Source organism: Vibrio sp. M60_M70, assembly GCF_037162085.1.
GTDB classification, from domain to species: Bacteria; Pseudomonadota; Gammaproteobacteria; order Enterobacterales; family Vibrionaceae; genus Vibrio; species Vibrio diabolicus.
This window is the reverse complement of sequence record NZ_JARLUL010000001.1, coordinates 2,455,198-2,481,123: the sequence shown is the minus strand read 5'-3', so window position 1 is coordinate 2,481,123 and position 25,926 is coordinate 2,455,198. Positions and strand designations below refer to the sequence as shown.

General features: G+C 45.2%; 21 protein-coding genes and 5 pseudogenes. 8 read left to right on the top strand and 18 right to left on the bottom strand.

What is annotated here, in order from left to right; genetic code table 11:
• Positions 1-19: 19 nt before the first annotated feature.
• Positions 20-762 (top strand): annotated as a pseudogene (locus P4S59_RS11530) (YggN family protein).
• Positions 763-889: 127 nt separating this feature from the next.
• On the opposite strand, the gene P4S59_RS11525 reads toward P4S59_RS11530, so the two are convergent.
• Positions 890-3,436: an Ig-like domain-containing protein gene (locus P4S59_RS11525; protein WP_337168422.1), complete on the bottom strand. Its 2,547-nt coding sequence runs from the start codon at positions 3,434-3,436 to the stop codon at positions 890-892.
• Between the two features lie 376 nt (positions 3,437-3,812).
• Between P4S59_RS11525 and P4S59_RS11520 the strand changes: the two genes are divergently transcribed.
• On the top strand, positions 3,813-5,177 hold the full coding sequence (locus tag P4S59_RS11520) for a sodium-dependent transporter (protein WP_046874979.1): 1,365 nt from the start codon (positions 3,813-3,815) through the stop codon (positions 5,175-5,177).
• A 105-nt stretch (positions 5,178-5,282) separates the two neighbouring features.
• Here P4S59_RS11520 and P4S59_RS11515 read toward each other — a convergent pair whose 3' ends face one another.
• The 5 genes from P4S59_RS11515 to tsaA form a co-directional block, all read right to left on the bottom strand.
• Positions 5,283-5,474, bottom strand: a complete 192-nt coding sequence (locus P4S59_RS11515) for a DUF4250 domain-containing protein (RefSeq protein ID WP_109169594.1) — start codon at positions 5,472-5,474, stop codon at positions 5,283-5,285.
• Positions 5,474-5,680, bottom strand: a complete 207-nt coding sequence (locus tag P4S59_RS11510) for a YaeP family protein (RefSeq protein ID WP_140145451.1) — start codon at positions 5,678-5,680, stop codon at positions 5,474-5,476. The genes P4S59_RS11515 and P4S59_RS11510 overlap by 1 nt, the downstream gene beginning before the upstream one ends.
• 111 nt (positions 5,681-5,791) lie before the next feature.
• Positions 5,792-6,460, bottom strand: coding sequence for a tellurite resistance TerB family protein (locus P4S59_RS11505; RefSeq protein ID WP_337168421.1), 669 nt, complete (start codon positions 6,458-6,460; stop codon positions 5,792-5,794).
• 176 nt (positions 6,461-6,636) lie between these two features.
• Positions 6,637-8,352: a proline--tRNA ligase gene (locus tag P4S59_RS11500; protein ID WP_046874977.1), complete on the bottom strand. Its 1,716-nt coding sequence runs from the start codon at positions 8,350-8,352 to the stop codon at positions 6,637-6,639.
• Between the two features lie 111 nt (positions 8,353-8,463).
• Positions 8,464-9,159 (bottom strand): tRNA (N6-threonylcarbamoyladenosine(37)-N6)-methyltransferase TrmO, encoded by a 696-nt coding sequence (gene tsaA / locus P4S59_RS11495; protein ID WP_337168420.1) that lies wholly within the window; start codon positions 9,157-9,159, stop codon positions 8,464-8,466.
• A 122-nt stretch (positions 9,160-9,281) separates the two neighbouring features.
• On the opposite strand from tsaA, the gene P4S59_RS11490 reads away from it, so the two are divergent.
• From P4S59_RS11490 to P4S59_RS11480, 3 genes and pseudogenes are all read left to right on the top strand, one after another.
• A complete protein-coding gene (locus P4S59_RS11490) occupies positions 9,282-9,542 on the top strand; it encodes a type B 50S ribosomal protein L31 (RefSeq protein WP_074191704.1) in 261 nt (86 codons plus the stop codon).
• Between the two features lie 3 nt (positions 9,543-9,545).
• Positions 9,546-9,671, top strand: coding sequence for a type B 50S ribosomal protein L36 (ykgO, locus tag P4S59_RS11485; protein ID WP_009844388.1), 126 nt, complete (start codon positions 9,546-9,548; stop codon positions 9,669-9,671).
• Positions 9,672-9,901: 230 nt separating this feature from the next.
• Positions 9,902-11,487: pseudogene (locus tag P4S59_RS11480) on the top strand (AbgT family transporter).
• 108 nt (positions 11,488-11,595) lie between these two features.
• Here the strand turns inward: P4S59_RS11480 and P4S59_RS11475 are convergent.
• The 8 genes and pseudogenes from P4S59_RS11475 to P4S59_RS11440 form a co-directional block, all read right to left on the bottom strand.
• Complete coding sequence (locus P4S59_RS11475) at positions 11,596-12,669, bottom strand: hypothetical protein (protein WP_337168419.1); 1,074 nt, start codon at positions 12,667-12,669, stop codon at positions 11,596-11,598.
• Positions 12,666-13,778 (bottom strand): annotated as a pseudogene (locus P4S59_RS11470) (ATP-grasp domain-containing protein). The gene P4S59_RS11475 and the pseudogene P4S59_RS11470 overlap by 4 nt, the downstream one beginning before the upstream one ends.
• Positions 13,766-15,034 (bottom strand): F390 synthetase-related protein, encoded by a 1,269-nt coding sequence (locus tag P4S59_RS11465; protein ID WP_337168418.1) that lies wholly within the window; start codon positions 15,032-15,034, stop codon positions 13,766-13,768. The pseudogene P4S59_RS11470 and the gene P4S59_RS11465 overlap by 13 nt, the downstream one beginning before the upstream one ends.
• Positions 15,022-15,885, bottom strand: coding sequence for an MBL fold metallo-hydrolase (locus P4S59_RS11460; protein ID WP_337168417.1), 864 nt, complete (start codon positions 15,883-15,885; stop codon positions 15,022-15,024). The genes P4S59_RS11465 and P4S59_RS11460 overlap by 13 nt, the downstream gene beginning before the upstream one ends.
• Entirely contained in the window at positions 15,854-16,840 is a 987-nt protein-coding gene (locus P4S59_RS11455) for an NAD-dependent epimerase/dehydratase family protein (RefSeq protein WP_109169605.1), read from the bottom strand. Before P4S59_RS11455 ends, P4S59_RS11460 begins: the two co-directional genes overlap by 32 nt.
• A pseudogene (locus tag P4S59_RS11450) lies at positions 16,837-17,825 on the bottom strand (ketoacyl-ACP synthase III). Before P4S59_RS11450 ends, P4S59_RS11455 begins: the two are co-directional and overlap by 4 nt.
• A 194-nt stretch (positions 17,826-18,019) precedes the next feature.
• Entirely contained in the window at positions 18,020-18,469 is a 450-nt protein-coding gene (locus tag P4S59_RS11445) for a YaiI/YqxD family protein (RefSeq protein ID WP_012841495.1), read from the bottom strand.
• The gene (locus P4S59_RS11440; RefSeq protein WP_337168416.1) at positions 18,466-18,759 is read right to left on the bottom strand and encodes a hypothetical protein; all 294 of its coding nucleotides are present in this window, start codon (positions 18,757-18,759) and stop codon (positions 18,466-18,468) included. The genes P4S59_RS11445 and P4S59_RS11440 overlap by 4 nt, the downstream gene beginning before the upstream one ends.
• A gap of 934 nt (positions 18,760-19,693) precedes the next feature.
• Between P4S59_RS11440 and P4S59_RS11435 the strand changes: the two genes are divergently transcribed.
• Positions 19,694-20,179 (top strand): GNAT family N-acetyltransferase, encoded by a 486-nt coding sequence (locus P4S59_RS11435; RefSeq protein ID WP_080936742.1) that lies wholly within the window; start codon positions 19,694-19,696, stop codon positions 20,177-20,179.
• Here P4S59_RS11435 and P4S59_RS11430 read toward each other — a convergent pair.
• Both P4S59_RS11430 and P4S59_RS11425 read right to left on the bottom strand, forming a co-directional pair.
• Positions 20,139-20,437: pseudogene (locus tag P4S59_RS11430) on the bottom strand (DUF3301 domain-containing protein). The gene P4S59_RS11435 and the pseudogene P4S59_RS11430 sit on opposite strands and share 41 nt — an antisense overlap.
• Positions 20,438-20,450: 13 nt before the next feature.
• Positions 20,451-21,488: a DUF3549 family protein gene (locus P4S59_RS11425; RefSeq protein WP_337168415.1), complete on the bottom strand. Its 1,038-nt coding sequence runs from the start codon at positions 21,486-21,488 to the stop codon at positions 20,451-20,453.
• Positions 21,489-21,564: 76 nt separating this feature from the next.
• Here P4S59_RS11425 and P4S59_RS11420 point away from each other — a divergent pair, with 76 nt between their 5' ends.
• The gene (locus tag P4S59_RS11420) at positions 21,565-21,879 is read left to right on the top strand and encodes a YqcC family protein (RefSeq protein ID WP_005391784.1); all 315 of its coding nucleotides are present in this window, start codon (positions 21,565-21,567) and stop codon (positions 21,877-21,879) included.
• A gap of 4 nt (positions 21,880-21,883) precedes the next feature.
• Positions 21,884-22,654, top strand: a complete 771-nt coding sequence (truC, locus tag P4S59_RS11415) for a tRNA pseudouridine(65) synthase TruC (protein ID WP_046874970.1) — start codon at positions 21,884-21,886, stop codon at positions 22,652-22,654.
• A gap of 91 nt (positions 22,655-22,745) precedes the next feature.
• Here truC and P4S59_RS11410 read toward each other — a convergent pair whose 3' ends face one another.
• Together P4S59_RS11410 and glnD are read right to left on the bottom strand one after the other, a co-directional pair.
• Positions 22,746-23,129 carry a DUF3461 family protein gene (locus P4S59_RS11410; protein WP_005380322.1) on the bottom strand — a complete coding sequence of 128 codons (384 nt, stop codon included), beginning with the start codon at positions 23,127-23,129 and terminating at the stop codon, positions 22,746-22,748.
• Between the two features lie 142 nt (positions 23,130-23,271).
• Positions 23,272-25,896: a bifunctional uridylyltransferase/uridylyl-removing protein GlnD gene (gene glnD, locus P4S59_RS11405; RefSeq protein WP_104974891.1), complete on the bottom strand. Its 2,625-nt coding sequence runs from the start codon at positions 25,894-25,896 to the stop codon at positions 23,272-23,274.
• Positions 25,897-25,926: the final 30 nt, after the last annotated feature.

The following is a 25,926-nucleotide window of genomic DNA, read 5'->3' as shown; positions in this document are numbered from 1 at the left end:
TTAAATAAAAGAGAATGACATGAAAAAGCTTTTTACACTCTCATTGCTGATGGTCAGTGCTACTGGTTATGCAGCGCAGTGTCGTGTGGACATCAATAATGAAGTCCGTATGGATGGGCAAAGCTTGGAAATTCGCCAAACGACAGGTGATAAAGCTGTCGTGGATGAGGATAACAACCTATTCATCAAAGGTGAGCTAATTGAACTCAATGCCGACCAAAAAGCGGCAATTGAAGACTATCGCGAAAAAATGAACGCGTATATTCCACAAGCAAAGCAGTTGGCGAGTGATGGTTTAGCGCTTGCAAATGACATCATCGATGATGTTGCGGAAAGCCTAGACGCACCTGGCGCGTTTGATAACGTCAAAGTCGCAGTACAGGACTTTTTCGCTGATGTTGAATCACGTTACTACAAAGATGGCGATTTCATTCTACCAGCGGAAAGTTTTGAGTCCATGACACAAGGGTGGACTGAAGACTTTGCAAAAGCACAAGAGATCTTCAATAAAGAGTTTTTAGCGAGTTCGTTGGATGCTTTATCGAAAAAAATGAAGGAAGAGGGGGAATAAACCTCACTGCATTATCGGAGAGTATGGCTGAACTCAGCGCGAAAGTAGAAGAGCGTTTAGCTGAGCATTCGAAAGAGGTAGAGCAACAAGCAGAAGACTTGTGCGACTCGTTGGATGACATGGCAGGGCAAGAAGACGATTTGTTGAAGAAAATCCCTGAGCTAAAAGATTACCGAGTATTTACGATTTAATTACCCTTTAAAAGTAAAAAACTTGATGCGATAAAGAAAGAGAGCACTATTGTGCTCTCTTTTCGTTTTTACATACTTGAACAAGTAATGAAAGCAAGACGATGTTATTCGTTTGCTCATTAACAACTTACTGCGCGTTCATCTGAGTGAGTTTATCGCCGACAGGTTTTGAGAAGTTAAAACCATCGTGCTGATCCCAGTTGATAGACCACGTCATTACCCCTGCATAATTCGGGTAATTGAACGCTGGCTTAACGGTGCCACATGAAGTGCCTTTGGTTAAACAATCTAGTGCGCTGATAATATTCTGTGTCGGAGCCTGCCCTGAATTTGCCGAGCTAGGACCTGAAGGTAAGCCGATTGCGACTTGATCATCACGTAGTGGTGCAAACTGAGTGCCGTCGGCCAATTCAAAGCCTTCGATAAGCATTTTAGATTGCGCTACCATCATATCCACAGAGCCTTCTGGTGCACTGCCTGGCAGATATGGGTTTGGCAAACCACCGTTGTTATATAGCTGGACGTGAAGTAGGTCGAGCGTGCTGCGTGTCTCGTTAATCACAGGAATGTAAGCTCCCCAAATACCGCTGTAAGCCACATAGCCGCCTTGAACATAAGGATGCTCAGGTGCCATGGTTAGGTACATGTCGCCACCCATGTTTTGCTCTATTTGAAGCAAAGCACGACCAAGGCGAGCTTGAATTTGCGAGCCATGAACCAAGTTAGATCCACTCTCTAAATCCACATCAAGACCATCAAAGCCCCACTCAGCGATAAGACCTGTTAGGCTAGAGACAAAGTTGGCTTCGTCTTGATCGGTATTCAGCGTAATCGTGCCTTCTGCGCCGCCAAGAGAGAGAACAAACTTCTTACCTTTAGCTTGAAGCGCTGCCATGTCTTGTTTGAACTGTGCTGGGTCGAGCGCTGGACAATCGCTGTAAATATCGCCTGAATATAGATTAAAGTGCACGGTACCATCACTGTTGCGGTCATTTTCGGCAAAGGCAATATCAATCACATCCCACGCATCAGCCATATCTGCTAGACGAATTGGACAGCCAGCCCCATTTACAAAATTGTGCCAGTAACCGATGAGTTTGTGACGTTTCTCTGCTTGCTCAACCACCGTTATTGCTGCTGCGTCAGACAATGCATTGCTTCCTGACAAATCCACAGCTTGGGCGCTAACTGTAAAGTTACCAAGTGCAGTTGGTGTCCAGTTGGCTGTGTAAGGTGCCGTGGTATCGGTTGCAACAATAGAGCCGTTGATCATGAAATCAACGTGCTTAATGCCTGAAGTTAAAGACGTTGCATCGGCACTTAATACGAGGTTTTTGCCTAAGCCGACGGTTTGACCGCTGCTTGGTGAAGTCAGTGAGACGACCAAATCTTTATCGCTGACTTCCACACCAACCAAGGACTCTGACGTGTTGTTATCATTATCGGTTACGACGGCTTTAAGCTGGTTAGCGCCAATAAGTGTGGCGTTCCAAGTAACGGAATATGGTGCTTGAGTGATGACCCCTAAGCTGGTGTTGTTCGCAAAAAACTCAACTTGCGTGACGGTGCCATCAGCATCGCTTGCGTTTGCCGTGATTTCGTTATTGCTGCCAGCGAGCACGACTTGTCCATCCGTTGGTGCCGTAATGGTAACTTGCGGTGGTGTCGAGCAAGCACCTAGGCCACTCCAAGCATCTTGCCAGTATAGCCCTTCACCTGGTTCGTAAGCCCATGTCGCATCCGAGGAACACCAACCCGCAACGTCACAACGATATTTTTGGTTGAGGTGAGAAACTAGGTCGCCAACTTGATAACTCGTGCCCGCCGCGTAAGGCACTGCATCTGCACATCCGCCCGTCCCTGTTTCTGAATTACTAACAACAAGCGTTACTTCTTGGCTCATGGTTGCGAGGTTTGTGTCATCAGTCGCTTGTGCTTTAAACGAATGTGTACCAGCACTCGCGGTCCATTGATATTCGTAAGGTACGCTGGTATCAATCGCGACGGATTGATTGTTCACGAAGAACTCAACTTGTGTGACCACACCATCAATATCATCAGCTTGAGCGGCCACCGTGAGGTTCCCACCCACGTTAAGCGCTTCCGTTCCCGATGGGCTTGTCAGTGAAATGCTAGGTGGTGGCAACTCGACTTGTGGTTGAACTTGGATAGAAATCGTCGTGGTTGTAACGGCTCCCTCATTATCGGTCGCAATCGCGGTCAATTGCGAGACACCTTCAATAGCGGTCCAAGATGCTTCGAATGGTGCTTGAGTTACCACAGCAACCGTTTGGTTGCCTGCAACAAACTCAACTTGTGCGATTTGACCATCTTCGTCGGCTGCGTTGGCTAGCAAGGTGATCGCACTGCCTTCGGGAATTTGTGCGTTGTTTGTTGGAGAGGAGAATGACACTGTTGGCTCTAGGTTGTTGCTTCCACCATCACATTGCCCTAACGCTTTCCATGCCTCCCAAGCCCCTGAACTGGTAACAGGGTCATTGCCTTGCGTCCAATACGCGGCCTCGTAAGCGGCTCCTTGCGTTTTTACTAAAGTGCCTGATGTATAAGTCGCAGTGCTGTCCCAGTCGGGTAAGCTTTGGCAGTTATAGGCTTGAGCTTGGTAGCTGACGCTGAGTGCTGCAACCATCGCTCCGTGAAGTAGAGTGACCTTCATTTTCCTCTCCTTGAGTCATGGATATAAATGAGAACAGAGTAATAACTAGCTGATAAATAGACATAAGGGGGAAAAAGCGAAGCACAATATTCTGCTTTTCGACACAGTATCACGAGGAACTATTCGTTCCTTACACCAAAGCTCATTATTTTTCGGCTCACTTCACGATGGGAGAATCATAAATTCTAAGCGTGTGAAAAAGACAAAAGTCGCCAGGTCTTAGAATGATGAATGTGAGATGTACGTTAAAATTTACAAGCTGAATGACTGTGAATTGTTTCAACTGTCGAGTATTTAACCGGAGTGCTCTTGTTGAATAGTGAATATTGCTATAGTGTACTAGTTAGCTAGTTCAATGATATTTTGTGTGAGTAGTATGACACAGCAAACCTCTTCTCAGCCTCGTGAGCATTTTGGCTCTCGTCTCGGATTCATCTTAGCAGCCGCAGGTGCCGCAGTTGGCCTTGGCAATATTTGGGGCTTTCCAACCCAAGCTGCCAGTAATGGCGGCGGTGCTTTCCTGTTGGTTTATTTGGTGATGATTCTTATCGTCGCATTTCCTATGCTGGTGGTTGAAATGGCGATTGGTCGTCATGGTCAAGCCAACCCGGTGGATAGTATGCGCTCGCTTACCAATCATCCGGTAGGTAAAAAGCTCGGCGGTATTGTGGGCTGGATTGGTTTAAGCGTACCAAGCGCTGTTTTAGCGTTTTACTCTATTGTCGGTGGTTGGTTGATCTGCTTTTTACTGGGTGCAATCACAGATCTAATGGGGTTAGAAGCTGCAACTCAATGGCTGAAGGGCTTTAGCGTTGAACGTAACTTGTTCGGAGCCATTACTTTTTATGTGCTAACGATTCTCATCGTACAAGGTGGCGTAAAACAAGGTATTGAGAAGTGGTCCACACGTTTGATGCCAGCATTGTTTGTTTTGTTTGCTCTGCTGTTTGCTTACATCATGACGCAAAACGGTGCGATGGAAGGGCTAAAGCATTACTTGGTACCGGATTTCGAAAAGGTATGGGACCGCAAGTTGATTCTTGCTGCAATGGGGCAGGGCTTCTTCTCGCTTACGATCGGTGGCTGTTCAATGCTGATTTATGGCTCTTACTTGAGTAAGAAAGAGAACCTACCAAAGATGGCGATGAACGTGACCATGGTAGATACTGCCGTTGCTTTCATTGCAGGGTTAGTGGTGATGCCAGCGATGTTTGTTGCGATGCAAAAAGGCGTTCAAATCTATGCTGAAGATGGCTCTCTATTAAGCTCTGATACGTTGGTATTTACCGTATTGCCGTTGATGTTTGATAGCTTAGGTTTGCTTGGTCAATTGTTCTCTATTGTGTTCTTCTTATTGCTGACGATTGCGGCGCTAACGTCTTCCATTTCAATGTTAGAGTGTCCAGTGGCGTTAGTGAGTGAGCGTTTCAACACCAAGCGTAGCGCAACGAGCTGGGTTTTAGGTGGTCTCATCGCCTTGTTCAGTGTGGTGATTGTTTATAACTTTGGCGCTCTGTTTGGTATGGTCGCGACGGTTGCTACTCAGTATCTACAACCAACCGCTGCGCTCTTATTCTGCTTATTTGGTGGTTGGGTATGGAATCGCAACTCAAAAATCAAAGAGCTTGAGCAAGGTTGCCCGGAGTTTACGCAAGGTTGGTTTGGTAAGTTATGGCCAGCGTATGTGAAGTTTGTATGTCCAATTCTTGTGGCTACGGTCATCTGGGCTTCATTCGGCTAATCGAAACGTCTATTGGACAAAAGAGAAGGGCTTGATGAGTGATCACCAAGCCCTTTTTAATGTTGGTTATTCCCCGTTTCAGTTACCCGCGGGGATTGCTGCGGGTTAACGGAATTGTCCTGCTTCTGGAAGAAAGTCAAAACCAGCAGAAGCCAGTTTTGCTTCTAGTGCCGCGCGATCGATATCGAAGAAAGCCGCCAGTTTATCTAAGTCACCACCGAAGTCGTCGCGTAGCTTCATATTTACAATGCTCATGAGCATGACAGGATCCATGGATTCAAAGTTCGCTAGATTCATTACTTATCCTCAAAATCTGAAATCAGTAGGTTTGCCGCAGCAAATGCCGCTTTTTCACGCACTTCTTTAGGCAGAGACTCATCCGCCGCAACATCGTTCAGCGCTTTAACAGCACATGAAATTGCCTGAGGAATGTAAGCTTGATCGCCACTACCAATTTGAGCATAAAGCTCACGAACCAGTTCACAACAGCCGTATATTTGCATGTTTTCTTTCCACTAAATGATAACTTATCTCAATATACACACAGCAGATTTGAAACTCAAAGTGCAGAGTTGTTTTGGCTCAAGTTGAGGAGTTGCTTGAGCGAGATTTAATCACTGCATTTGTACTTCTAACTGCTGAGTAACTTCTGGTGAAAGCTGAAGCTGTTTTGCCAGTTCTTGCAAATACGCTTTTTCCATGAAATTTTGCTCATCAGCAACAATCAAAGACGCGAGATAAATTTCTGACGCTTGTTGAGGAGAGGTCGCCTGATTAGCAATTTCAGCAGGATCGAGCGGTTTGTTTAGTTCTTGCTGAACGAGTTGACGTACGTGCTCATCTGCGCCCATATCCGCGAGGGCTTGCTCGATGCGGGCCATTTCCTCTTCATCGACATGGCCATCGGCTTTTGCGGCTCCAATCATTGCTTTTAAAATTAGTACACTGTGTTTGCTGTCATCGGGGTCAAAGGTCTCATGAACACCTTGACCGGACTGTTTGGCTTGCCAGTCGTTATAAACTTTGTAGGCTAATGCTCCAAGCGCAGCAGCGCCACCGACTTTTAATGCGCCCGAGCCTATTTTCTTGGTCATTTTTTTACTTTTCTTCGAGCCCATCAGCATACCGATAAGGCCTCCGCCAGCGGCACCTGCTCCTAGCGTTTTCAGGCTACTTGAGTTTGATGAGGATTTGATGTTGTTAGTTTGTTTACCTAACGCATCAGCCCCTTGCTTGAGTAAGTCTGATTTGAGTGCTTGGTTTAGAAGACTTTTTAAATCCATAACTGACCTCCTTTAGATGATGAAATCAGTTTAATAGCAAGAAGCTGAACCAAAGATTAACAAAGTGAATAGATCTAAAGGGGAGTAGTAAGGTTGCCCAGTAATAAAAAAGGGCTGACCGAAGCCAACCCTTTCTAATTATTTTGAAATTACTTCAAATGAGAACCGTCGAGCGCTTACTTTAGTTGAGCCTTTACGTGCTCGATAATATCAGTCATTGCGACTGGCGTTTTCTCACCAGTAGCACGGTTCTTGTATTCGAAGTTGCCTTCTTTCATTGAGCGATCACCGATAATAATTGTATGCGGTACACCAATAAGCTCCATGTCAGAGAACATTACGCCTGGGCGTTCTTTACGATCATCAAATAGCACTTCGATGCCCATTGCCGTTAGCTCAGCGTACAACTTCTCAGCGGCTTCTTTTACTTCTTCTGACTTGTGCATGTTCATTGGAACGATCGCAACCTGGAATGGTGCGATTGCATCTGGCCAGATGATGCCGTATTTGTCATGGTTTTGCTCAATAGCAGCCGCTACGACGCGAGTGATACCGATGCCGTAACAGCCCATTTCTAGGATGACGTTCTTACCATCAGGACCAAGTACACCACAGTTCATCGCTGCGGAGTAAGCGTTGCCAAGTTGGAAGATATGGCCAACTTCGATACCACGCTTAAGCTGGATAGTGCCTTTACCACATGGGCTTGGATCGCCTTCAACCACGTTGCGTAGGTCTTCAACTTGACCAAGCTCTGCGTCACGACCCCAGTTAATGCCGAAGTAGTGTTTGCCATCGATGTTCGCGCCCGCACCGAAATCACTCATTACCGCTACGCTGCGGTCAACGATGAACGGCAGTTTAAGACCAACAGGGCCTAGAGAACCAGGACCAGCACCGATAAGCTCACGAATTTCTTCTTCAGATGCCATTTCCAGTGGAGCTGCAACCTGAGGAAGGTTCTCTGCTTTCACTTCGTTCAGTTCATGATCGCCACGAATGATAAGCGCGATGATTGGTGCATCAACTTCGTCAGACGCTTTCACAAACAAAGTTTTCACTGTTTTTTCAATTGGCAGCTCGAACTGTTCAACCAATTCAGCGATTGTTTTTGCGTTTGGCGTATCTACCAACGTCATTTCTTGCGTTGGTGCCGCTGCTTCAGAGGCTGGAGCTAGTGCTTCTGCTTTTTCGATGTTTGCCGCGTAATCTGACTCGGTAGAGAATGCGATGATGTCTTCGCCACTTTCAGCCAGTACGTGGAACTCTTGAGAGCCGCTACCGCCGATAGCACCGCTATCTGCTAGTACAGGACGGTAATCCAGACCCATGCGATCGAATGCTTTGCAGTAAGCATCGTGCATTGCGTCGTATGACTTTTGTAGTCCGTCTTTATCAATGTCAAAGCTGTACGCATCCATCATTGAGAATTCACGTGAACGCATTACGCCAAAACGTGGGCGTCGTTCGTCACGGAATTTAGTTTGGATTTGGTACAGGTTTAGCGGAAGCTGTTTGTAAGAGCTCACTTCATTGCGAACAAGGCTAGTGATCACTTCTTCAGCGGTTGGGCTAAGTACAAACGGACGAACATGACGGTCAGTAAAGCGAAGTAGCTCAGGGCCCATCTTTTCGCTGCGGCCTGTCTCTTCCCATAGTTCAAACGGCTGAACAACGGGCATCAAAGTTTCGACTGCGCCTGCATTGTCGATTTCTTGACGAACGATGTTTTCGACTTTACGCAGTACACGTAGACCAGTAGGTAGCCAGGTGTATAAACCTGAAGCCAGCTTACGGATCATACCTGCACGTAGCATGAGCTGGTGGCTCACTACTTCTGCGTCGTTTGGAGTCTCCTTCAGAGTAGAAAGAAGATAATTACTGGTACGCATTAAATTTATCCGTTTATTTAAGTTAGATACTCAAGCTTGAATAAGCAGGAGTATGGGAGTTCCCTAAAGGGAAATTTGTTAGCCGTCTATAATATCAGCCAATTGCGTTTGTCAAAAGCTTTCAATAGCGGTAACCGTTATTAAGTTGCTTGTTGCTGTGAACTTTACGTTCAAGTCGAACAAATTTACCGCATATTCTTTGTCGTCCGGCTTGTTTTTCTTGTATGCAGGACGAGGATCTTGAGCCAGAACTTGTTCAATGACTGATCTTACATAGTCAGTATCGGATCGATTTTCTATCGTTGCTAATGCTTGAGCAGAAAAGTTGACTTGTGACTTTTCTGGTTCTTGGTCTGCGTATCCGCCTTGTGCTTCTGGAATAGAATCTGAATAGGGTATATAGGGCTTAATGTCCACAATCGGTGTGCCATCTACGAGATCTACACTGCCTAAATCAAGATAGATTTGATCGCCTTGCTTAGTGACTCCTTTTACTTCAACGGCTGACATTCCGATTCCGTTTGGGCGGAAAGTAGAGCGTGAGGCAAAGACACCTATTCGTTCATTGCCGCCTAGTCGTGGCGGACGGACGGTTGGCTTCCAACCTGCTCCCAAATTCTGATCAAATAAAAATAACAGCCAAACGTGAGAGAACTGTTTTAGCCCACGCACTGCTTCAGGGCTATTCGCTGCGCCTAACAGTTTTACGCGTGCTTTCGCTGTTGGTACTAAGCGAGGCTGGCGCGGTACTGCAAACTTTTCTTTGTACGGTGTCTCAATGACGCCGATGGGTTCAATGGAATACATGGTGGACATCTTTAAGAATTCATTGAGATGAAAAGTATCACAAATTTCTCTTGCTTTCTTGTTGATAATGATTATTAATTAAAATGTTATAACATAACACTTTAATTAAGAGGAAAAGTATTATGAAACTAGGAATCCACCCTGAATATCGTCCAGTGGTGTTCCACGACACCAGCGTAGATGAATACTTCGTTGTTGGTTCTACGTTGAAAACAGAGAGAACCATCGAATGGAAAGATGGCAAAACCTACCCTTACTTTACGTTAGATGTGTCGTCAGCCTCCCATCCGTACTACACCGGTAAACAGCGAGTGGTTCAAACAGAAGGTCGTATTGCGAACTTCAACCGTCGTTTTGGTCAATTTAAGAGTGAAAAGGAATAAATCATGAAGGTAGTCAAATCATTAAAAAGTGCAAAAAGTCGTCATCCGGATTGCCAGATCGTAAAACGAAGAGGGCGTCTATATGTCATTTGTAAGGCGAATCCGAGGTTTAAAGCAGTGCAGAAGTAATCGTTCTGCATATTTCTGGCTTATGGTTTTGTTTAATTGATAATTTTGACTTAACTGTTTTACATGGATGAAATATCTACGTTTTTGTTCATTGTTGGTTATAAAACTCTCTAATGGTCACAGTTTGTAACATTTAGGGCTTTTCTTTAACCTTCTACTCAAGTACCCTTCGCTCGCTTTTTTGACATTTTTGTCACATTTGCACAGGAATAAAAACAAGGAGGGAACAGATGAGTTCATCTGATTCAATTAAACAAAACTCGCCTAAGAAGCCGCTGTTTACGCGCTTTTTGGATACTGTCGAATATTTGGGAACTTATTACCTCACCCGATCACACTATTTGCCATTTTCTGTTTAGCCATTCTGGTGATGTCGGGCATTGCAGGATACTTCGAAGTTTCCGTTGTAGACCCTCGTCCTGAGGGCGCAAAAGGTCGTGCCGCAGATGGCATGATTCATGTCGTCAGCTTACTTAACGCTGATGGACTCGAACTTATCGTTACCAATTTAGTGAAAAACTTTGTTGGCTTTGCGCCTTTAGGCACGGTTTTGGTTGCGATGTTGGGTGTTGCTATTGCTGAGTACTCTGGTTTGCTATCTGCAGCTATGCGTGGCTTGGTCATGGGCGCATCTCAACGCATGGTAACAGTGACTGTTGTTTTCGCTGGTATCATTTCAAATACGGCATCAGAGCTGGGGTATGTGGTACTTATTCCACTGGCAGCAATGCTGTTCCATTCTCTAGGTCGTCACCCACTTGCAGGCCTTGCTGCGGCATTCGCTGGTGTATCTGGTGGTTATTCAGCAAACCTACTTATCGGTACGGTTGACCCGCTACTGTCAGGTATTACTGAAACTGCAGCGCAAATGATTGACCCAACTTACACTGTTGGTCCAGAAGTTAACTGGTACTTCATGTTTGTTTCGACGTTCTTCATTGCAATCACTGGTGCGTTTGTTACTGAAAAAATTGTTGAGCCAAAGCTTGGCAAATACAGTGAAGAAGAAGCCTCAGAAGATTTGTCGAACGACAAAATGGGCGGCTTAACAGACATTGAGAAGAAAGGTCTAAAACTAGCAGGTGTTGCTATACTGGTTGTTTCCGCGTTGCTTGCTTGGACGGTTGTTCCAGCTGACGGCATCTTACGTTCTGATGCAGGTACAATTGCAGGTTCTCCATTCCTGAAAAGTATCGTGGCATTCATCTTTGTGTTCTTTGCTATCCCAGGCTTTGTGTTTGGTAAAGTTGTTGGCACGATGAAGACGGATCGCGATGTAATTGATGCAATGGCGAAATCTATGTCTTCTATGGGCATGTACATTGTATTAGTTTTCTTTGCTGCTCAGTTCGTTGCTTTCTTTAAATGGACTAACTTCGGTCAGGTATTCGCAGTTGCTGGCGCTAGCTTCTTGCAAGAAATTGGCTTAACTGGCCCAATGTTGTTCTTTGCCTTCATCCTCATGTGTGGCTTTATCAACCTAATGATTGGTTCGGCATCGGCACAGTGGGCAGTGACGGCACCGATTTTTGTTCCTATGTTGATGCTTGTTGGTTATGCACCGGAAACGATTCAGGCTGCTTACCGAATTGGTGACTCGACGACAAACATTATTACTCCAATGATGAGCTACTTTGGTTTGATTCTTGCCGTAGCAACTCGTTACATGAAGAACTTAGGTATCGGTACGCTGATCGCGACCATGCTACCTTACTCAATCTGCTTCATTGTCGGTTGGAGTGTGTTGTTCTATCTATGGGTATTCGTATTTGGTTTACCAGTAGGCCCTGGCGCAGCAACATACTACACACCGTAAAAAACGGTTACCTCACACAGCTCCATTACAAAAGCCTGCGAACGTCGCAGGCTTTTTTTATCGATCCAGATTGTGTGCACGCAGGCTTGCTTGGCTATCGATGTCGTTTTATAGCTGAAAACGCATCAACAAAGGGCGATAAAAGTGCTGAGTGAGCCAGCACAAGCTTTGCCAAATTACGCGTTTGTACCAAGGTAAGTGCGCAATATAAACATAGCTAAATTCAATTTCTGGCAGGGCTTTTCGGTTGCGTTTAAAAGCTGGAGCCCCTGAGCTCATATTAAAGCGACGCTGGCATATCATTGCGTGGCGGATGGTATAAGCAGATATTCTTCTATACAGCGCAAAACTCTGCGGCTTATTGGTATCGTAGCCAAAAATTGGGCAAGTCATGTCGTTATCAATTTCTACTATGCCTAACGTAGCCAGCATCTCTCCTTGATAAAATAGTCCCACTAAATGCACTAAGTTATTCTGGCTAGCCTGCTTTAAATATTGGGTTGAAAACTGGATGTTATTCCGGCTGTATTTATCAAGGTAAAGCATGTCATATAACACTTTGGCGCGCTGAAACTCTTCATCAGTAGCCAGTGGCTTAAACTGCCAATCTTTATCATTAAACAGCTTGAAGTCTTTCGTTAAATCTCGGTTGAAGCTGAATGCTTGCCAATCCTCAAGTAAATACACTTGTCGTGTTACCAAGCTTTGCCATTGTTGCTGTTCTAATCGCTGAATTAAGTGTGAGTGCTGAAGTTGGTTGAGGGAGCGAAGCACCAAGGGAAAGGTGGGGTATTGATCGAGTGCCACGCGGCGCAGTTCATCAAGGTTTAAGGATTCCCATTGTCCGCTATACATATTGGTGGACAAGCACTGATTGTTGAGCGTTTGGACTTGATCCAATCCAGCCAATGATAAGATTGGTTTAGTCATATTAATAAGTAGCTTACATACCCATCGAACAGCCACATTTTTGACTTTGTGAAGCTCTTCTTCGGCGTAGCCACTAAGCAGTGTCATAGGGGACACGGCATAACAGTTGTTTGGTATTTTTGGTGTTACGGAGTAGGGAATGGCAACATCATCGACATAGTAGCAACCAAAGCTTGCTGTGCATTCATTAATAGGATTCGATTGCATAAGAGTGATAAAGGTTTGATGCCATTCTTGAGAGGAAAGTGTCATGATGGCAACGTCTCTCCATTCCACTCAATATCAACGGTAGAAGCGGCGCTCCATTTCGCCTTGTTCTGCCTAGCTAACCGGAGTAATTCAAACACACTCCGGATTTGGCTCCCGACCGGTAAGTTATGCTGTTGCATCACATTCACTCCAGACCACCAATCTTGCCAAGTTCGAGCCTTGAACAGGGATAACCCACCTTCAGCGATGAGTGTTATTGGACCTAAATGATGCAATCGCTGCTTGGAAGGACTGGTAAACTCCATATTAGGAAGCAGTTGATTGCATCGAGACGAGAGTAGGTGCAAACCACTGGTGGCTCTTGGGTTACATTCAATCACGTAGAGTTCATTTTGTGATTTGATGAAGTCAAACGACACTTGCCCATGATAAGTATGACGTTTACCAAAAGCGGCGATAAATGTATCTAGTCGTTCGCATGAGAGCGGCTGAAAAGCACTGGCGGCCGAGCCGTTTACACAGTATTTCGGCACATAAGCTTGGTGTGCTTTAAGGTCACCATGTTCAAAAATCGCATAGTTACACACCGGAGTCCCATGGATTTTTTGTTGCTGAACCCAAGGGAAAAGGGGTGATATCGTGGCGGCAGAAATAGACTGAGTTGTCACATCTCTTATTACTTGCCCGCCAAACCGAGAGTAAACTGGCTTTAGAACGGTTCTCTTATTAATTTCAATCTCACTTTTATCAGCGACCAAACGAGTTTTTGGAAGTGTAATTTCTGGCAAGCCTTTAAGTTGTTCAAAGACGGTCAACTTGTTGTGTAGGGCATTGAGCAGCGCCACATCGGGAAGAAAAAATCTACTTCTGGACATTGTTTGGCAACATGAGCCAAGTAATACACTTCTTCACAAGTGGGTATCACCATATCAATACGCATCTGAGTAATGATTTTTAGGATCTGCTGTTGATAGGTGGGAAACGTAAATCGAGGTGAAGCGGTGGGTATATAAGACTCGATGCCTCGCAAAAAATGATCCCAGAGGCTTTTTTAGCGAATCGGTGAGAATGACTTCATGGCCATGATGCATACACATGGTTGCCCACTCTAGTGCAACTGGTGCTCGGGCTCCGGTGATTAAGACCCGCATATGTTCACCACACGTCGTTGTTTATTCATTGGCGTCCAAATAGGCGCAGGGCGGTAACTAAATCTGACAGGATCAAGCCGTAATTGGTCAAACAACTTTATCAAGGCTTGATGTATAACCCTATGGTGGTGAACATCCGCTTCAATTTGAATGGTTTGTGACCCTGTTTGGGTGATTCGGTAATCCACGCGACCTTGGGCTGATAGTGTTATAGCGCGGTAGATGAGATCTGGTAACACCGTCACTGGGACGTGGTTTGCGTTTAGTGTGAGGCGATCACCACATCGTCCGGCAATTGCGCCAAGAGGTTCAAATACGCCATTATCCTGTTTATTCTCAATAATATCGTCGAGCTGATAACGAATAATTGGCTGAGTTTTACGACGAAAATCGGTAATGATTGGGCTGTAATGAGTACGTTCGGTATTCAGCCAATGTTTTTGGATGTAAACAACATCTTGATTCCAGCGCATTTGTCCATGCTGATCAGTACATGCAAGAAAACCTTCAGTACATTGATAGACTTCATGGAGTTCGCTGTCGAACCGTTGAGAAATATAGTGACGGTCACTCTCGGTTAGAACCTCTGCCCCAGAAATGATCCGTTGTGGTTGAATTGCGGGTTGACCAAATTGACCGCTGAAATGGGCGCAGAGCTGAAGAGCTTGCGCACTACCAACCAAAAGCGTGGGTTGGAACTCATCCAACTCTTTTATCCATTCTTGGTAAGGTTTGGTTAAATCGGCATAAAAGAATGTGACAGGCCCTTTCGCGATGGATTTATACAGTGGGCTGTTGGCTCGCAAGGCTAGTGCAATTCGGTGCTTTTGCCATAGGTTGGGCAAAAGGCGAGCCAATATATTGCCGGCCCACAGTTGTGTTTCCTGCTTGTCAGCAAGAAACAACCCGCGCATGCCTGATGTGCCCGAAGAAAGCCCAACCGTAACATCGCCAACTTTCGAAGCGGCAAAGTTGCGTGACTGCTCTGCTTTGAGTGCCTGCTGCATTAACTGTTCAGCATCTAAGCCCTTCGTATTTAACTCTGAAAGGTTCTCCATCATGGTTTGCTTATTCATGATAGGGAAATCACTGAGTGGTGCACCTTGAAAAGAGCGGTAATACGGTGAATGACAGCATACCCAATCCAGGTGTTGCGTTAAATGTTGTTGCTGCCACGCTTCGACTTGTTCCCTTGAACCGAAAGGGCGGTAGCGGGTTCGCCAGAATTCTGAGATAAGCGTTCTCACTTCATCCATCCTTCTTTGATTAGCTGCTGGATAGTTTCCTGACAATGTGAAGGCACGAAGCGAACAAAGTGGTGGGTTTGTTGGTAGCAACTTCTCAATTCGGAGAGGGTGTTTTTATAGGCCTTTGTGTCATCGCAAAGCATGTTCGCCAGCCAATGCTGATCGATATTTTCACTCAAGCTCTCAATTAACCAACACGCATCGGCGAGTAAGAACATCCAACCTCGTTCTCTTTTAACTAATAGGCCCACTTGACCCGCAGCATGGCCTGGCAAGCTAACCATATAAATAAGTCCATCGTCGAACATGTCTTTACAGAGCAAGCTAACCCCTTGGCACTGAGGAAGAATTTGGCTGATTGGCACAGAAAAATCACTATGAATGATGAAGTTAGATTCTAGTTGTGGAGGAAGCAGAGCTTTTAGGTAGCCTTTTCTTACGCCTCTAATTCGACCACTTTTAGTAATCGCATTTACCCCTTTTTGTTGGCAATGCAATTGAGAGTGAGAAAACTCAGACACGGCGGCAATGTGATCAGCGTGAAAATGGGAGAGCACTAAATGCTCAATATCATGAGGTTTGAGATTTTCTTTTGCTAACTGCGCAACAATCCCATGTTCTTGTTGATAGCGGCAAGGTGTTGTCCAAGCATAAAAACGTTCAGGGAAGGGACGAGTCGCGCTAAAAAAGTGCTCGTGATATCCCGTATCAAACAGGATGTTGCCTTGTGTCGGGTGCTGAATTAACGCAACGGCTGCAGGAAATGCTCTAGGCTTTATACCAGAGCCTGGTTTGACAACAAAGCCTGGGTGTACGCAGTGTCCAGCCTCAAAGATTTTTATTTTTAGACCAGTTTGCATACTGCTGTATTCCTTCTTGAATTGAAAAAAGCGGTTGGTAATTCAGGTTTTTTATCGCCTTGCTGATATCCAGAGTTTGATGATAGTTAAACAATCCTGCGCTGTATGAAGTGAGCCTTGGCTCTGGCTGATGTGGTAAGCGCCTTCGTATTTGCTCACTGAGCTTTAATAATGGTGATACCACACCGTATGGTAATGATTGTAACGTTACTTTTAGGTTCAACCCCACACATAAAGCTTGTAGAACAGTCTCAATTGGCATTGGTTCGTTGTTGGAAATATTGAAGACATCACCATGCTGAAGCCGGTCTGCCTGAGTGCAAGCGAGCATCGCCGCATGGGCAACGTTGTCGACATAAGTTAGATCAACCACTGGGTTTCTACCCGATGGCAGAAGCAGAGTGTTGTTTTTTATCGCCTTAAGCACTCTTGGGATAATCGCGCGATCGTTGGGACCAAAAATGCCACGCGGTCTTAAAATGATCGCTTTGCTTTGGCCTTTTATGGCTTCAAGTTCAGATAGGTATTTGGTGTGTGCGTAATCATTACACCAGTGTGAAGCAATGGCGTCGGTTTCTCGAATATTCCAACGGTCTTGATGGTCAAAGTAGACGCTGGTGGAGGAAATATGGATAAAACGCGAGATTTGATGCGTATTAGCCGCATTGACGAGGTTTTTGGTGGCATCTACATTGGCTTGATAAAACGCCTGCCACTTTCCCCATGGGCTTGAGAGAGCGGCACAATGGATGATTGCATCCATACCTTGGCATACCGCATGAACTGCTGAGTGGTCTCTTAAATCGACTATATGTGGGATAACATCGAATTGCTCGGCGAGTTGTTTAGCGATGACTGTATTTCGTGCTGTAAAATGCAGTTCATGTTGCTGGTGAAACATTCTTAGAATTGCGCTACCTAACATCCCACTGCCACCAGTGACTAATATTTTCATAGTTTTAGCACTCCCATCCCTAGTGACAACCCTGCGGCGGTGCCAGCTAATAACACATGTTTTCCTGCTGTTTCTGGCTGATTACGCAGCCAGTGTAAGTTAATTGGGAGTGAGGCTGCGACTTGGTTTCCCAAAGTCGAAAAGTGATTAACGGTTTTCTCGGTTGGTAACCCGGTGAGTGATGGAAGTTTTTTTAACCCGTGCGCACTGGCTTGATGCGGAAGAAAATAATCAATATCGCTGAGTGTTACCGGAGAGGCGTCAAAGCCTTTTTTAGAAACGCCGGTAAGGTTTTACGCACATGTTTAAACAGTGCTTTGCCCTCTATCTCAAACTGGCAGCTTTTTAAATAGGCTTGATGCTCTGAGGTGTGAGGGTTGACATGACTACCTCCGCCCTTAATTTGACAAAATGAATACCCGGTATGATGCGTTTCAAAGTGACTGGTGAGCAATCCATCACCGTTTTGTTCTTCGAGCAAAAATGCGGCGGCACCGTCTGCGAATAGGGTTGCAACTTCTGGTTTGAGCGTAAAATTTCGATTCAGTGTGATGCCAGTGGCGAGCTCACTGGTTACAATGAGAATCCGACGGTATCGTTTTGCGAAGAATAGACTCTGAGCAAGATCAAGCGCAGAAAGAAATGATAAACAGGTGCTGTTCAAATCAAAACTTTCTAGCCATGTTGGAGCGTCTAACGCGGCGAGAACCGCTGAGGCGTCGTAGGGCAGAGACTGGTGGTGAGTGCCGCTGGCGTAGATAAGGAGATCAACGGAGCTCAGGGTATGTATGTTTCCTAAACACTGCTCTATCGCCTGCACCGCCATGTAAATAGCGGTCTCTTTTGTATTGGCTACATGACGATATTCAACGTCGAATTTATTTCGGCAGGTCCCTGGCGCCAATTTTAGGAAGCGATCCATCTCTCGATCTGACCATTGATTCGTTGGCAGGTAGCTTCCACTAGAAACGATGTTAAAGCCCATTATTCTCTATACATTTATTAAAAACGTCGTTCAAAATAAACCACGTTGCATATTGAAGCTATGGCGAGCGAGATGAAAAATAAACAGAACAAAACAAATGGGAGTAAGAGCACGCTTTGGGTGCAATGCTGAAAATGAATTTTCAGGAATGAGCCAGGCTTTGATTTGCTGGCTCAATATGAATAGAGTGAGGATTACTTCCTAAATTTAGCCAAAATACGATCTAAATGGTTCGCAAATTCGCGGCGATCGGTTTGAGAAAGCGCAGCGGGACCACCAGTCTGAATTCCGCTTGAACGCATGGTTTCCATGAAGTCGCGGATATTTAGACGTGCTTTGATGGTGTCTTTCGTATAAAGCTCGCCACGTGAACTGAGGGCTTGAGCGCCTTTAGAGATGACCTCATCTGCAAGCGGAATATCTGATGTGATCACCAAATCGTTGGCCTCCACACGCTTAACGATTTCGTTGTCAGCGATGTCAAATCCAGCTGGAACTTGCAGCGAGTGGATGTTGTCTCTTTTGGGCACCGGGACAACGTGGTTGGCGACAAACGTACATTCAATCCCCGTGCGTTCGGCGGCACGCACAATGGTTTCGCGGATGACTTTCGGACATGCGTCTGCATCTACCCATAACTTCATGATGACTTCTCACTTAGCTTGGCTTCTAGCTCTTCAATACGAGCCACTAATTTTTTCACCGTGCTTTCTAGCGTTGCAAGACGATCATTATCGGTGTGCGCTTGCGCCGCGACTTCAACCTTGGGAACACGCTGAGCACTTTTCCAACTTTTTATTGCGGTGATTAATGCAGGCATTGGGACGGGCGTTTTCAAGCGTGCTTTCACTAACGCTACGGTTGGTTCTTTTCCTTGTTGTTGCAGTTGTTCCATTACCGCTTCTAATTCTTTAGTAACGTCTTGAGTTAACATTTTTAATCCTTAACAACGATATATCTATCATCATACGTTGAGTCCCCTAATTTGGCGAATAGCAATTTGGAATGTGTGGTGTAGAGATCTCTTACATGGGTTGTGAGAGAAAACGATTTCGTGAGCGGAAAAATAGAAGTTACAATCATCAAGTTATTGATAAATAATGATTTAACAACTATTTAACCAATGTGGCGTATAAATATTTATCTAGGATAGATTGTCAATTTTTAGGAAAGGCGTAAATTGAGAGTTGTCAGCAGGAAGCAGACATGGAACAGGAAAGCACCAAGGATTTGGTTATCGTCAGGAAGACGATTTGGTTGGTCAGGATGATTAATCAAGCATGGAGCGTAGGACATTGTAAGGACACTATCATCAATAGGATGTTGATGACTAAGGATAGACAATGGACCCCTCTAGGATAGAGGTCATGGACAGCGTCAGGAAGATGCAAGGGACACCGCTCAAGGAACAAGTGATGTGTGCTAACGGGGAATGTTAGCTATCAGGATGATAAGGACACCGCTAGGACGGCGACGTAAGGAATAAGCTGACGGAATCAGCCACTATTATGGATGATGCATGGAGCACTTTTAGTAGCCGGACTGCTGCGAGTAAGACCATGACCCCGATACTTATGTGTCGGGGTCTTTCTTATATAAAAAAGATACCTAGTCGTTCTCGTTGAATTAAGCACCTCGAGGTGACTTGGGTATATCAATATCACAAAATTTATAAATTCCTAATAACACTTAATAAAAAACAATCCAGATCAATATCCTTTCCAATCAGTTGGTTTAACTTTCGGCTTCTCTACGAGGTGTTATGCCCCGCAGTTATTGAGCATATTCAAGCTCATCGAGTTTGTGATCTGCGGATAAATAAAGTTTGTTGTAATCAAGGAACAGATGTGGCCATAGTAACCAGAAGAATGCTTCTTCTACCCTACAATGAGTCGTTGCAACTAGAGTTCGTCATGCTGAATTGCTGTGCGAAAAACCGTGCTGAAATGAACGGTCCGTATACTGTCGCGTCTGCCAAACAGATGTTTGAGAAAATACTGGATGATGAAAATATTTATAGTATGGCGGTGCTAGAAAGCACCAGTCGTGACTATATGGGGCACGTGTTCATTTCCCATCTCGATTCCGAGCCTGAGTTAGGGTTTATTTTTGATAAATCTTATTGGGGTAAAGGGTTAGCGACAGAAGCTCTAAAAGCGTTTTTCCCCAAGGCGTGCCGTGAGCTGGGGCTACACAAGGTGAAAGCTAATGTGAATAGCAACCATCAAGCTTCTATGGCGGTGCTGAAAAAACTGGGATTTGTTGAAACAAAAGAAAGTAAGGATCTATATGGTCCTTACTTTGAAATGGAATTTACAAGCGATGCGGTGGTAGGTGAAAGTTCTGCGGCCTGAAACCGACCATGGTTAACTCCCTTGGTAGCAATCGTCACCAAGCGATGAAAACTCAAATTGATACACCGTATGCCAACGCCAGACTCCGTCTGGCGTTTTTAGTTTATGGGCACCAAAGGCGATGCTGATTAATTGGAGATCCAATTGCTCACATTTACGCGTGATTGCCACTTTTGCGAGTTCGGCTTGACGACGTTGTTGCCAAAACAGATAACAGAAAAAGCATAGCCCTAAAATTGCTAAAAGATCACCAATCATCCCTGAACCTTTATTATCCCTTTGTTGCTTGTTGTAAGCTTACTAGCGCCTTTGCTAGTTCTTCAGATGGATTTGAATGTAACAGGGGCAATAGCACCATTCTTAACTCAGGTAGCATCACTAAATCGGCAAATAACTGATTAAATAGAGCTTGATTACCGGTTTGAGCTAAACGCAGCAAAAACTGTTCTGCTACCTTTTCATTGGCTAGTAAGTGCCAAGCTCGGCCAGCCACGCCAATCAGTACTTCCTGATGGCTTAAACGAGGGCTTTGTAAAATCGCTTCTAAAACTGGAGAGGCAATGGCTGTTGGTGCGCCAGCCAAAGCTCGGATAAGCGCTGAAAGTAGGAAGAGATCCGGTTCGCTACTTGCGATTTCTTGTTGTGCTTTTTCGGCGATACGCTCAGCTAAACGCTCTTGTAACTCTACATGCTCAAGCGCACCCAATAGAGCATAAAGTGGTTCATTCGGTAAGTGGTTCAACGCTTTGCGTATCATTACCCCGTTTTGCTCTTTGTCCAAACGAGCGGCCATGTCGGTGATCCCTTGCAGACCTACGGTTTGCCAATTGTCCCAGCCTAAACCACCTGAAAAGTAATGCTGAGTGTGCTCATAATATTGGCTGGTAGGAAGATCGAGGTTCGCGCGGACCTGGCTATGAAACACGGCCATTTTGTCTTCGGAAGGTTTGAACGTATATGGGTTATTAGACAGCTTTTGCTGTTGCTCTTCAGTGATATCAGCATTGAGGCGTGTTCCCATGGCTTCCACTACGTATTTAATGAAATTGCCGATATCCGCTTGCTTTAACAAACCGCGCTCGTCCAATTCAAACTTTAGAAACCAAATCCAAGGTTGCTTTTGTTCATTCCAATAAGCGATGGCAAGGTGTGCTTTACGCTGCATTGGGAATGGGTACGGTGCTTGACCTTTTTCTACATCGGCAAACTCTTTCTTAGCGATGGTTTTGATACGACGACCAAGATCGAAGATTTGATAATCACAGCGGCTGTTGTTCAACAGTTGAGTGAGGGTTTGAATGTTTTCCATTAAATACGACGTCCTAACGTTCTTTTCACAAGAAATGGTATCATTCTCGGCTAATTCAAGGTTCGAGATAGAATTAATGGTAACAAATACTCAATTGGTCGACTTACTTCACCAACTTGAAACGCAGCTTAAAGAACATAAGTTGTGGCAACACACTAGGCCTTCAGAGCAAGCCTTACAAAGCGTGGAGCCATTTGCGATTGATACATTGCATCCTCATGAGTGGTTGCAGTGGATCTTTATAGACAGAATGCACGTGCTAGTGGAAAACAACCAACCATTGCCAAGAGGGTTTTCTCTCGAGCCCTATTTTTCAGAAGCGTGGAAGCAGGAACCGCAGTTCGCAGAGCTGCTTGTTACAATCCGAACCATTGACGAACTGTGTAAGTAAACGAATGCTAGAACAAGAAATAGCGCGATCTTCAGAACCAGTTGAACTGGAGATCGTTTATCAGGATGAATATTTTGTAGCGGTCAACAAGCCTGCCGGCATGTTAGTGCATCGCAGTTGGTTAGATAAACACGAAACTCAATTTGTCATGCAAACTTTGCGCGACCAAATTGGTCAGCATGTGTTCCCATTGCATCGTCTGGATCGTCCAACATCTGGTGTGCTCGTGTTTGCGTTGTCGAGTGAAGTCGCGTCACAAGTCATGCCGATGTTTGCTGAACATAAAATGGAAAAGACATACCACGCAATAGTACGCGGTTGGATTGAGGAAGAGGGCGTCTTAGATTACGCGCTCAAAGTCGAGTTAGACAAGATTGCGGATAAGTTCGCTTCACAAGAAAAAGAAGCGCAAGAAGCGGTGACGGAATATAAACCGTTGGCTAAGGTGGAAGTTCCCTATTCAACGGGTAAATTTCCTACAACGCGTTATTGCTTAGTTGAGATGAAACCTAAAACGGGGCGTAAGCACCAACTTCGTCGTCATATGGCACATCTACGCCATCCGATCGTGGGTGATACAACGCACGGGGATGGAAAGCACAACAAGCTGTATCGCACAGAGTTTGATTCTCATCGTTTGCTACTGCATGCTTCAGAGTTACGGTTCGTCCACCCATTTACCGATCAAGAGATTGTCATGACGGCCAATATTGATGAGACTTGGCAGCAATTGTTTACTCGATTTGAGTGGGATGAATCGATGATCAACCGATAATCGGCGCAGTTAGATCTAGATAATGATTGAGTACAAATAAAAAGGGTTAGCATCAATGCTAACCCTTTTTTAATATTTAAGACTTAACGTTTTACTTTAGTTTTTCGAGATCCGCCTCGATCTCTGCGATCTTGCTCGAAACAACTTTTTCTAAATGACGAAGGTCTGAGAGAATTTTCTCTTTGACATCAACCTCAGGTTGTTTCGTTGGCTTAGTGATCTTATTCAGTTCATCAATGACCAATGTGAGGTTACGGTTGATTTCCGTTACTTCTTTATATTTGTGACTGCCACTGTCCACAAGAACATTTTTGATTTGGCGCGGGTATTTGAATTTAACGCTTTTGGCGAACAGCTCGCCTTTTTGCTTGTGGAAATAGATCTTGAGCACGTCTTTGTGTGCTTCTTGGCGTAGGGAATAACGTTCAATCTGCTTAGGGTCGTGAATACCCAAACCAGTGAGGTGGGGATACATAGGCTACCTCTATTACATCGAATTGATATTGATATAACTGTAGCAGCCAATGTATGAGCTAGATAGCTGATATTTAGCCAAAATGCTTAACTTGTGGGCAAGATCGCTCTCGCCCTGAACCGAAAAGATTGGCAGGTTTGATCTAAGCTGCGACCTCATCAGATAACTTTTCGATCAATCTCTCTCTTAGCTCATCTTGCTGTTCTTCACTTAATCTTCCCCCTGCATCACTGGTTAAAATAAACAAGTCTTCTGCTCGCTCACCAATGGTGGTGATTTTGGCACCGTGAAGGTTGATATTTAAATCAGCAAACGTACGGCCTACTTTGGCCAACAGCCCCGGTGTGTCTAGCGCGACAAACTCCATTAAAGTGTGTTTTTTACCTTTGGTTGGTAAGAAGTCGACTTTGGTTTTCACATTAAAGTGCTGAAGTTTGTTCGGAGTACGGCGCGTTTTAATCTTGGTTGGTCGGCCCGCCTCCAGTACATGGGTGAGGTGCTTAATCACCGCGGCATGACGGGACTCATCAATCGCTTCGCCATGTTGATCAAGAACCATAAAGGTATCAATCACATGCCCATCTTTGCTGGTCATGATTTGCGCGTCGTGTACATTAAAATTACGCCTATCTAACTCCGCCACGACCGTCGCAAATAAAGCTGGCTGGTCTTTCGTATATACAAACACCTCAGTGCCGCCGCGAGTGGCTTTTTTGCTGATCAAGACCAAAGGCTTAGTTGGATCTTCCATGCGAAGTAAGTGTTCGCAGTGCCACGCGATTTGCGTATGGGTATGACGAAGGAAATAGTCAGCTTTGAAGCGTTGCCACAATACTTCAATTTCGCGCGCGGCAAACCCCTCTTTGCGCAGCATTGCAGAGGCCATTTGTTGGTTGTGGCGAATTCGCTCACGCACATCGACAGGATTCTCTAGCCCTCTACGTAAAGCACGTTGTGTAGAGTAATACAGCTCTGCGAGTAAGGTTCGTTTCCAAGCATTCCAAAGTTCTGGGTTGGTTGCACAAATATCTGCAACTGTCAGGCACACAAGATAATCGAGAGATTCTTCGTCTCTGACTTTTTTGGCAAATTCGGTAATCACATCGGGATCATAAATGTCTCGGCGCTGTGCGGTGACGGACATTAATAGATGATGTCTTACCAACCAAGCGACAAGTTTGGCCTCGGGCTTTGATAAGCCATGCTCAATACAGAAGTCGTAAGCCTCACCTTCGCCTATAACAGAGTGATCGCCGCCACGTCCTTTACCGATATCGTGGAAAATAGCGGCAATAATCAGCAGTTCTTTCTTTTGCATCCGTGGGTAGACGTCACAACAAATAGGGTGCTTCGCATGATTGTCTGGGTCACTAAAGGTATTAATGTGTTTCAGTAAGCGAATACTGTGCTCATCAACCGTGTAGGCGTGGAATAAGTCAAACTGCATTTGACCAACAATTTGGCTCCATTGCGGTAAATAGGCCGCCATAACCCCTAATCGGTGCATTAGGCTGAATGCTTTATGCAGAGCATTAGGGTGACGACATAACGCCATGAACTTTTCACGCGCAGCAGGAATGGTGTGCAAAAATTTGTTGAGTCGACGGCGCGCGGTGCGCAGCTGACGTAGTGTTGGTGGGCTCACCCCTTCAATGGTTGAGTCGTTCGCGATATGTAAGAACATATCCAGAATAGTTTCTGGGCGAGCTTGAAACAATGCGGGTTTCCGCGCTTCAATCAAAGAGCCACGACGTTGGAAGTCGGCATCGAGAATCTCGGCACTTTCTGTCGCACCACCATTAATAATAGCTTGATCAAAAAGTTTGAGTAGCATTTTATTAAGCTCTGCCACACGACGAAGTGTGCGATAGAACTCTTTCATCATCATTTCTACGCCTCGGTTGCCTTCACCGACGTAGCCTAGATTTTCCGCAACTTGTGCTTGATGGGCAAAGGTCAAGCGGTTGTCATAGCGGCGAAGCTCCATGTGCAGAGCGAAACGCACTCGCCAAAGGAAGTCCTGACATTCAACCAATTCTCGGTATTCTGCGTCAGTTAAAAATCCGTATCGGCTCATTTCCAGCAATGACGTGGCACCAAAGTGACGCCGGGCGACCCAGCTTAATGTATGAATATCGCGCAGCCCGCCAGGGGTCGACTTAATGTCTGGTTCTAAGTTGTAGGTTGTATCATGGTAACGCGCATGGCGTTCTCTCTGCTCTTGAATTTTAGCGCGATAAAACGTTTCACTTGGCCAAAAGGAGTCTGATAATACGACTTTCTTCAGTGCCTGAAAGGTATCCTCGCTGCCACACAGTAGACGCGCTTCTTGAAGGTTTGTCGCGACCGTTAGATCGGCTTTACCAATTTCAGCACATTCAGTAACGGTGCGAACAGCGTGTCCGACCTCGAGTTTTAAATCCCACAACAGCGTAATGAATTCGCTGATTTTTGCTTCTAACGCGGTCGGCAGTTTATTGTTCGACAGAATCAAAATATCGATATCGGAGAGCGGATGTAGCTCGCCACGCCCATAGCCACCCACGGCAACTAGGGAAATGTTGTAAATATCTTTGAAGCCAAAATGTTGCCACAAACGATTCAGAAGCAGATCCATGTATTCTGCCCTGGCTAAAACCAAGCTTGTTACCGGATGATGATTGAGAAACTCTTGGTTTTGATCGGAGCTAAATTTCTCTAACTCTTGTTTGAGCTCTCCGATATTGATTTGTTCATCGGAAAAGGTAAGAGGGGACTGAAGTGTCATATTTGCCATCCGTGCAAGCTAATCTAGTTA

What these genes read in the sequence shown, in the direction of transcription:
- P4S59_RS11525 (WP_337168422.1), bottom strand. Translation starts at nt 3,436, where the DNA reads ATGAAGGTCACTCTACTTCACGGAGCGATGGTTGCAGCACTCAGCGTC.
- P4S59_RS11520 (WP_046874979.1), top strand. Translation starts at nt 3,813, where the DNA reads ATGACACAGCAAACCTCTTCTCAGCCTCGTGAGCATTTTGGCTCTCGT.
- P4S59_RS11515 (WP_109169594.1), bottom strand. Translation starts at nt 5,474, where the DNA reads ATGAATCTAGCGAACTTTGAATCCATGGATCCTGTCATGCTCATGAGC.
- P4S59_RS11510 (WP_140145451.1), bottom strand. Translation starts at nt 5,680, where the DNA reads ATGCAAATATACGGCTGTTGTGAACTGGTTCGTGAGCTTTATGCTCAA.
- P4S59_RS11505 (WP_337168421.1), bottom strand. Translation starts at nt 6,460, where the DNA reads ATGGATTTAAAAAGTCTTCTAAACCAAGCACTCAAATCAGACTTACTC.
- P4S59_RS11500 (WP_046874977.1), bottom strand. Translation starts at nt 8,352, where the DNA reads ATGCGTACCAGTAATTATCTTCTTTCTACTCTGAAGGAGACTCCAAAC.
- tsaA (WP_337168420.1), bottom strand. Translation starts at nt 9,159, where the DNA reads ATGTATTCCATTGAACCCATCGGCGTCATTGAGACACCGTACAAAGAA.
- P4S59_RS11490 (WP_074191704.1), top strand. Translation starts at nt 9,282, where the DNA reads ATGAAACTAGGAATCCACCCTGAATATCGTCCAGTGGTGTTCCACGAC.
- ykgO (WP_009844388.1), top strand. Translation starts at nt 9,546, where the DNA reads ATGAAGGTAGTCAAATCATTAAAAAGTGCAAAAAGTCGTCATCCGGAT.
- P4S59_RS11475 (WP_337168419.1), bottom strand. Translation starts at nt 12,669, where the DNA reads ATGACACTTTCCTCTCAAGAATGGCATCAAACCTTTATCACTCTTATG.
- P4S59_RS11465 (WP_337168418.1), bottom strand. Translation starts at nt 15,034, where the DNA reads ATGGATGAAGTGAGAACGCTTATCTCAGAATTCTGGCGAACCCGCTAC.
- P4S59_RS11460 (WP_337168417.1), bottom strand. Translation starts at nt 15,885, where the DNA reads ATGCAAACTGGTCTAAAAATAAAAATCTTTGAGGCTGGACACTGCGTA.
- P4S59_RS11455 (WP_109169605.1), bottom strand. Translation starts at nt 16,840, where the DNA reads ATGAAAATATTAGTCACTGGTGGCAGTGGGATGTTAGGTAGCGCAATT.
- P4S59_RS11445 (WP_012841495.1), bottom strand. Translation starts at nt 18,469, where the DNA reads ATGAAGTTATGGGTAGATGCAGACGCATGTCCGAAAGTCATCCGCGAA.
- P4S59_RS11440 (WP_337168416.1), bottom strand. Translation starts at nt 18,759, where the DNA reads ATGTTAACTCAAGACGTTACTAAAGAATTAGAAGCGGTAATGGAACAA.
- P4S59_RS11435 (WP_080936742.1), top strand. Translation starts at nt 19,694, where the DNA reads ATGCTTCTTCTACCCTACAATGAGTCGTTGCAACTAGAGTTCGTCATG.
- P4S59_RS11425 (WP_337168415.1), bottom strand. Translation starts at nt 21,488, where the DNA reads ATGGAAAACATTCAAACCCTCACTCAACTGTTGAACAACAGCCGCTGT.
- P4S59_RS11420 (WP_005391784.1), top strand. Translation starts at nt 21,565, where the DNA reads ATGGTAACAAATACTCAATTGGTCGACTTACTTCACCAACTTGAAACG.
- truC (WP_046874970.1), top strand. Translation starts at nt 21,884, where the DNA reads ATGCTAGAACAAGAAATAGCGCGATCTTCAGAACCAGTTGAACTGGAG.
- P4S59_RS11410 (WP_005380322.1), bottom strand. Translation starts at nt 23,129, where the DNA reads ATGTATCCCCACCTCACTGGTTTGGGTATTCACGACCCTAAGCAGATT.
- glnD (WP_104974891.1), bottom strand. Translation starts at nt 25,896, where the DNA reads ATGACACTTCAGTCCCCTCTTACCTTTTCCGATGAACAAATCAATATC.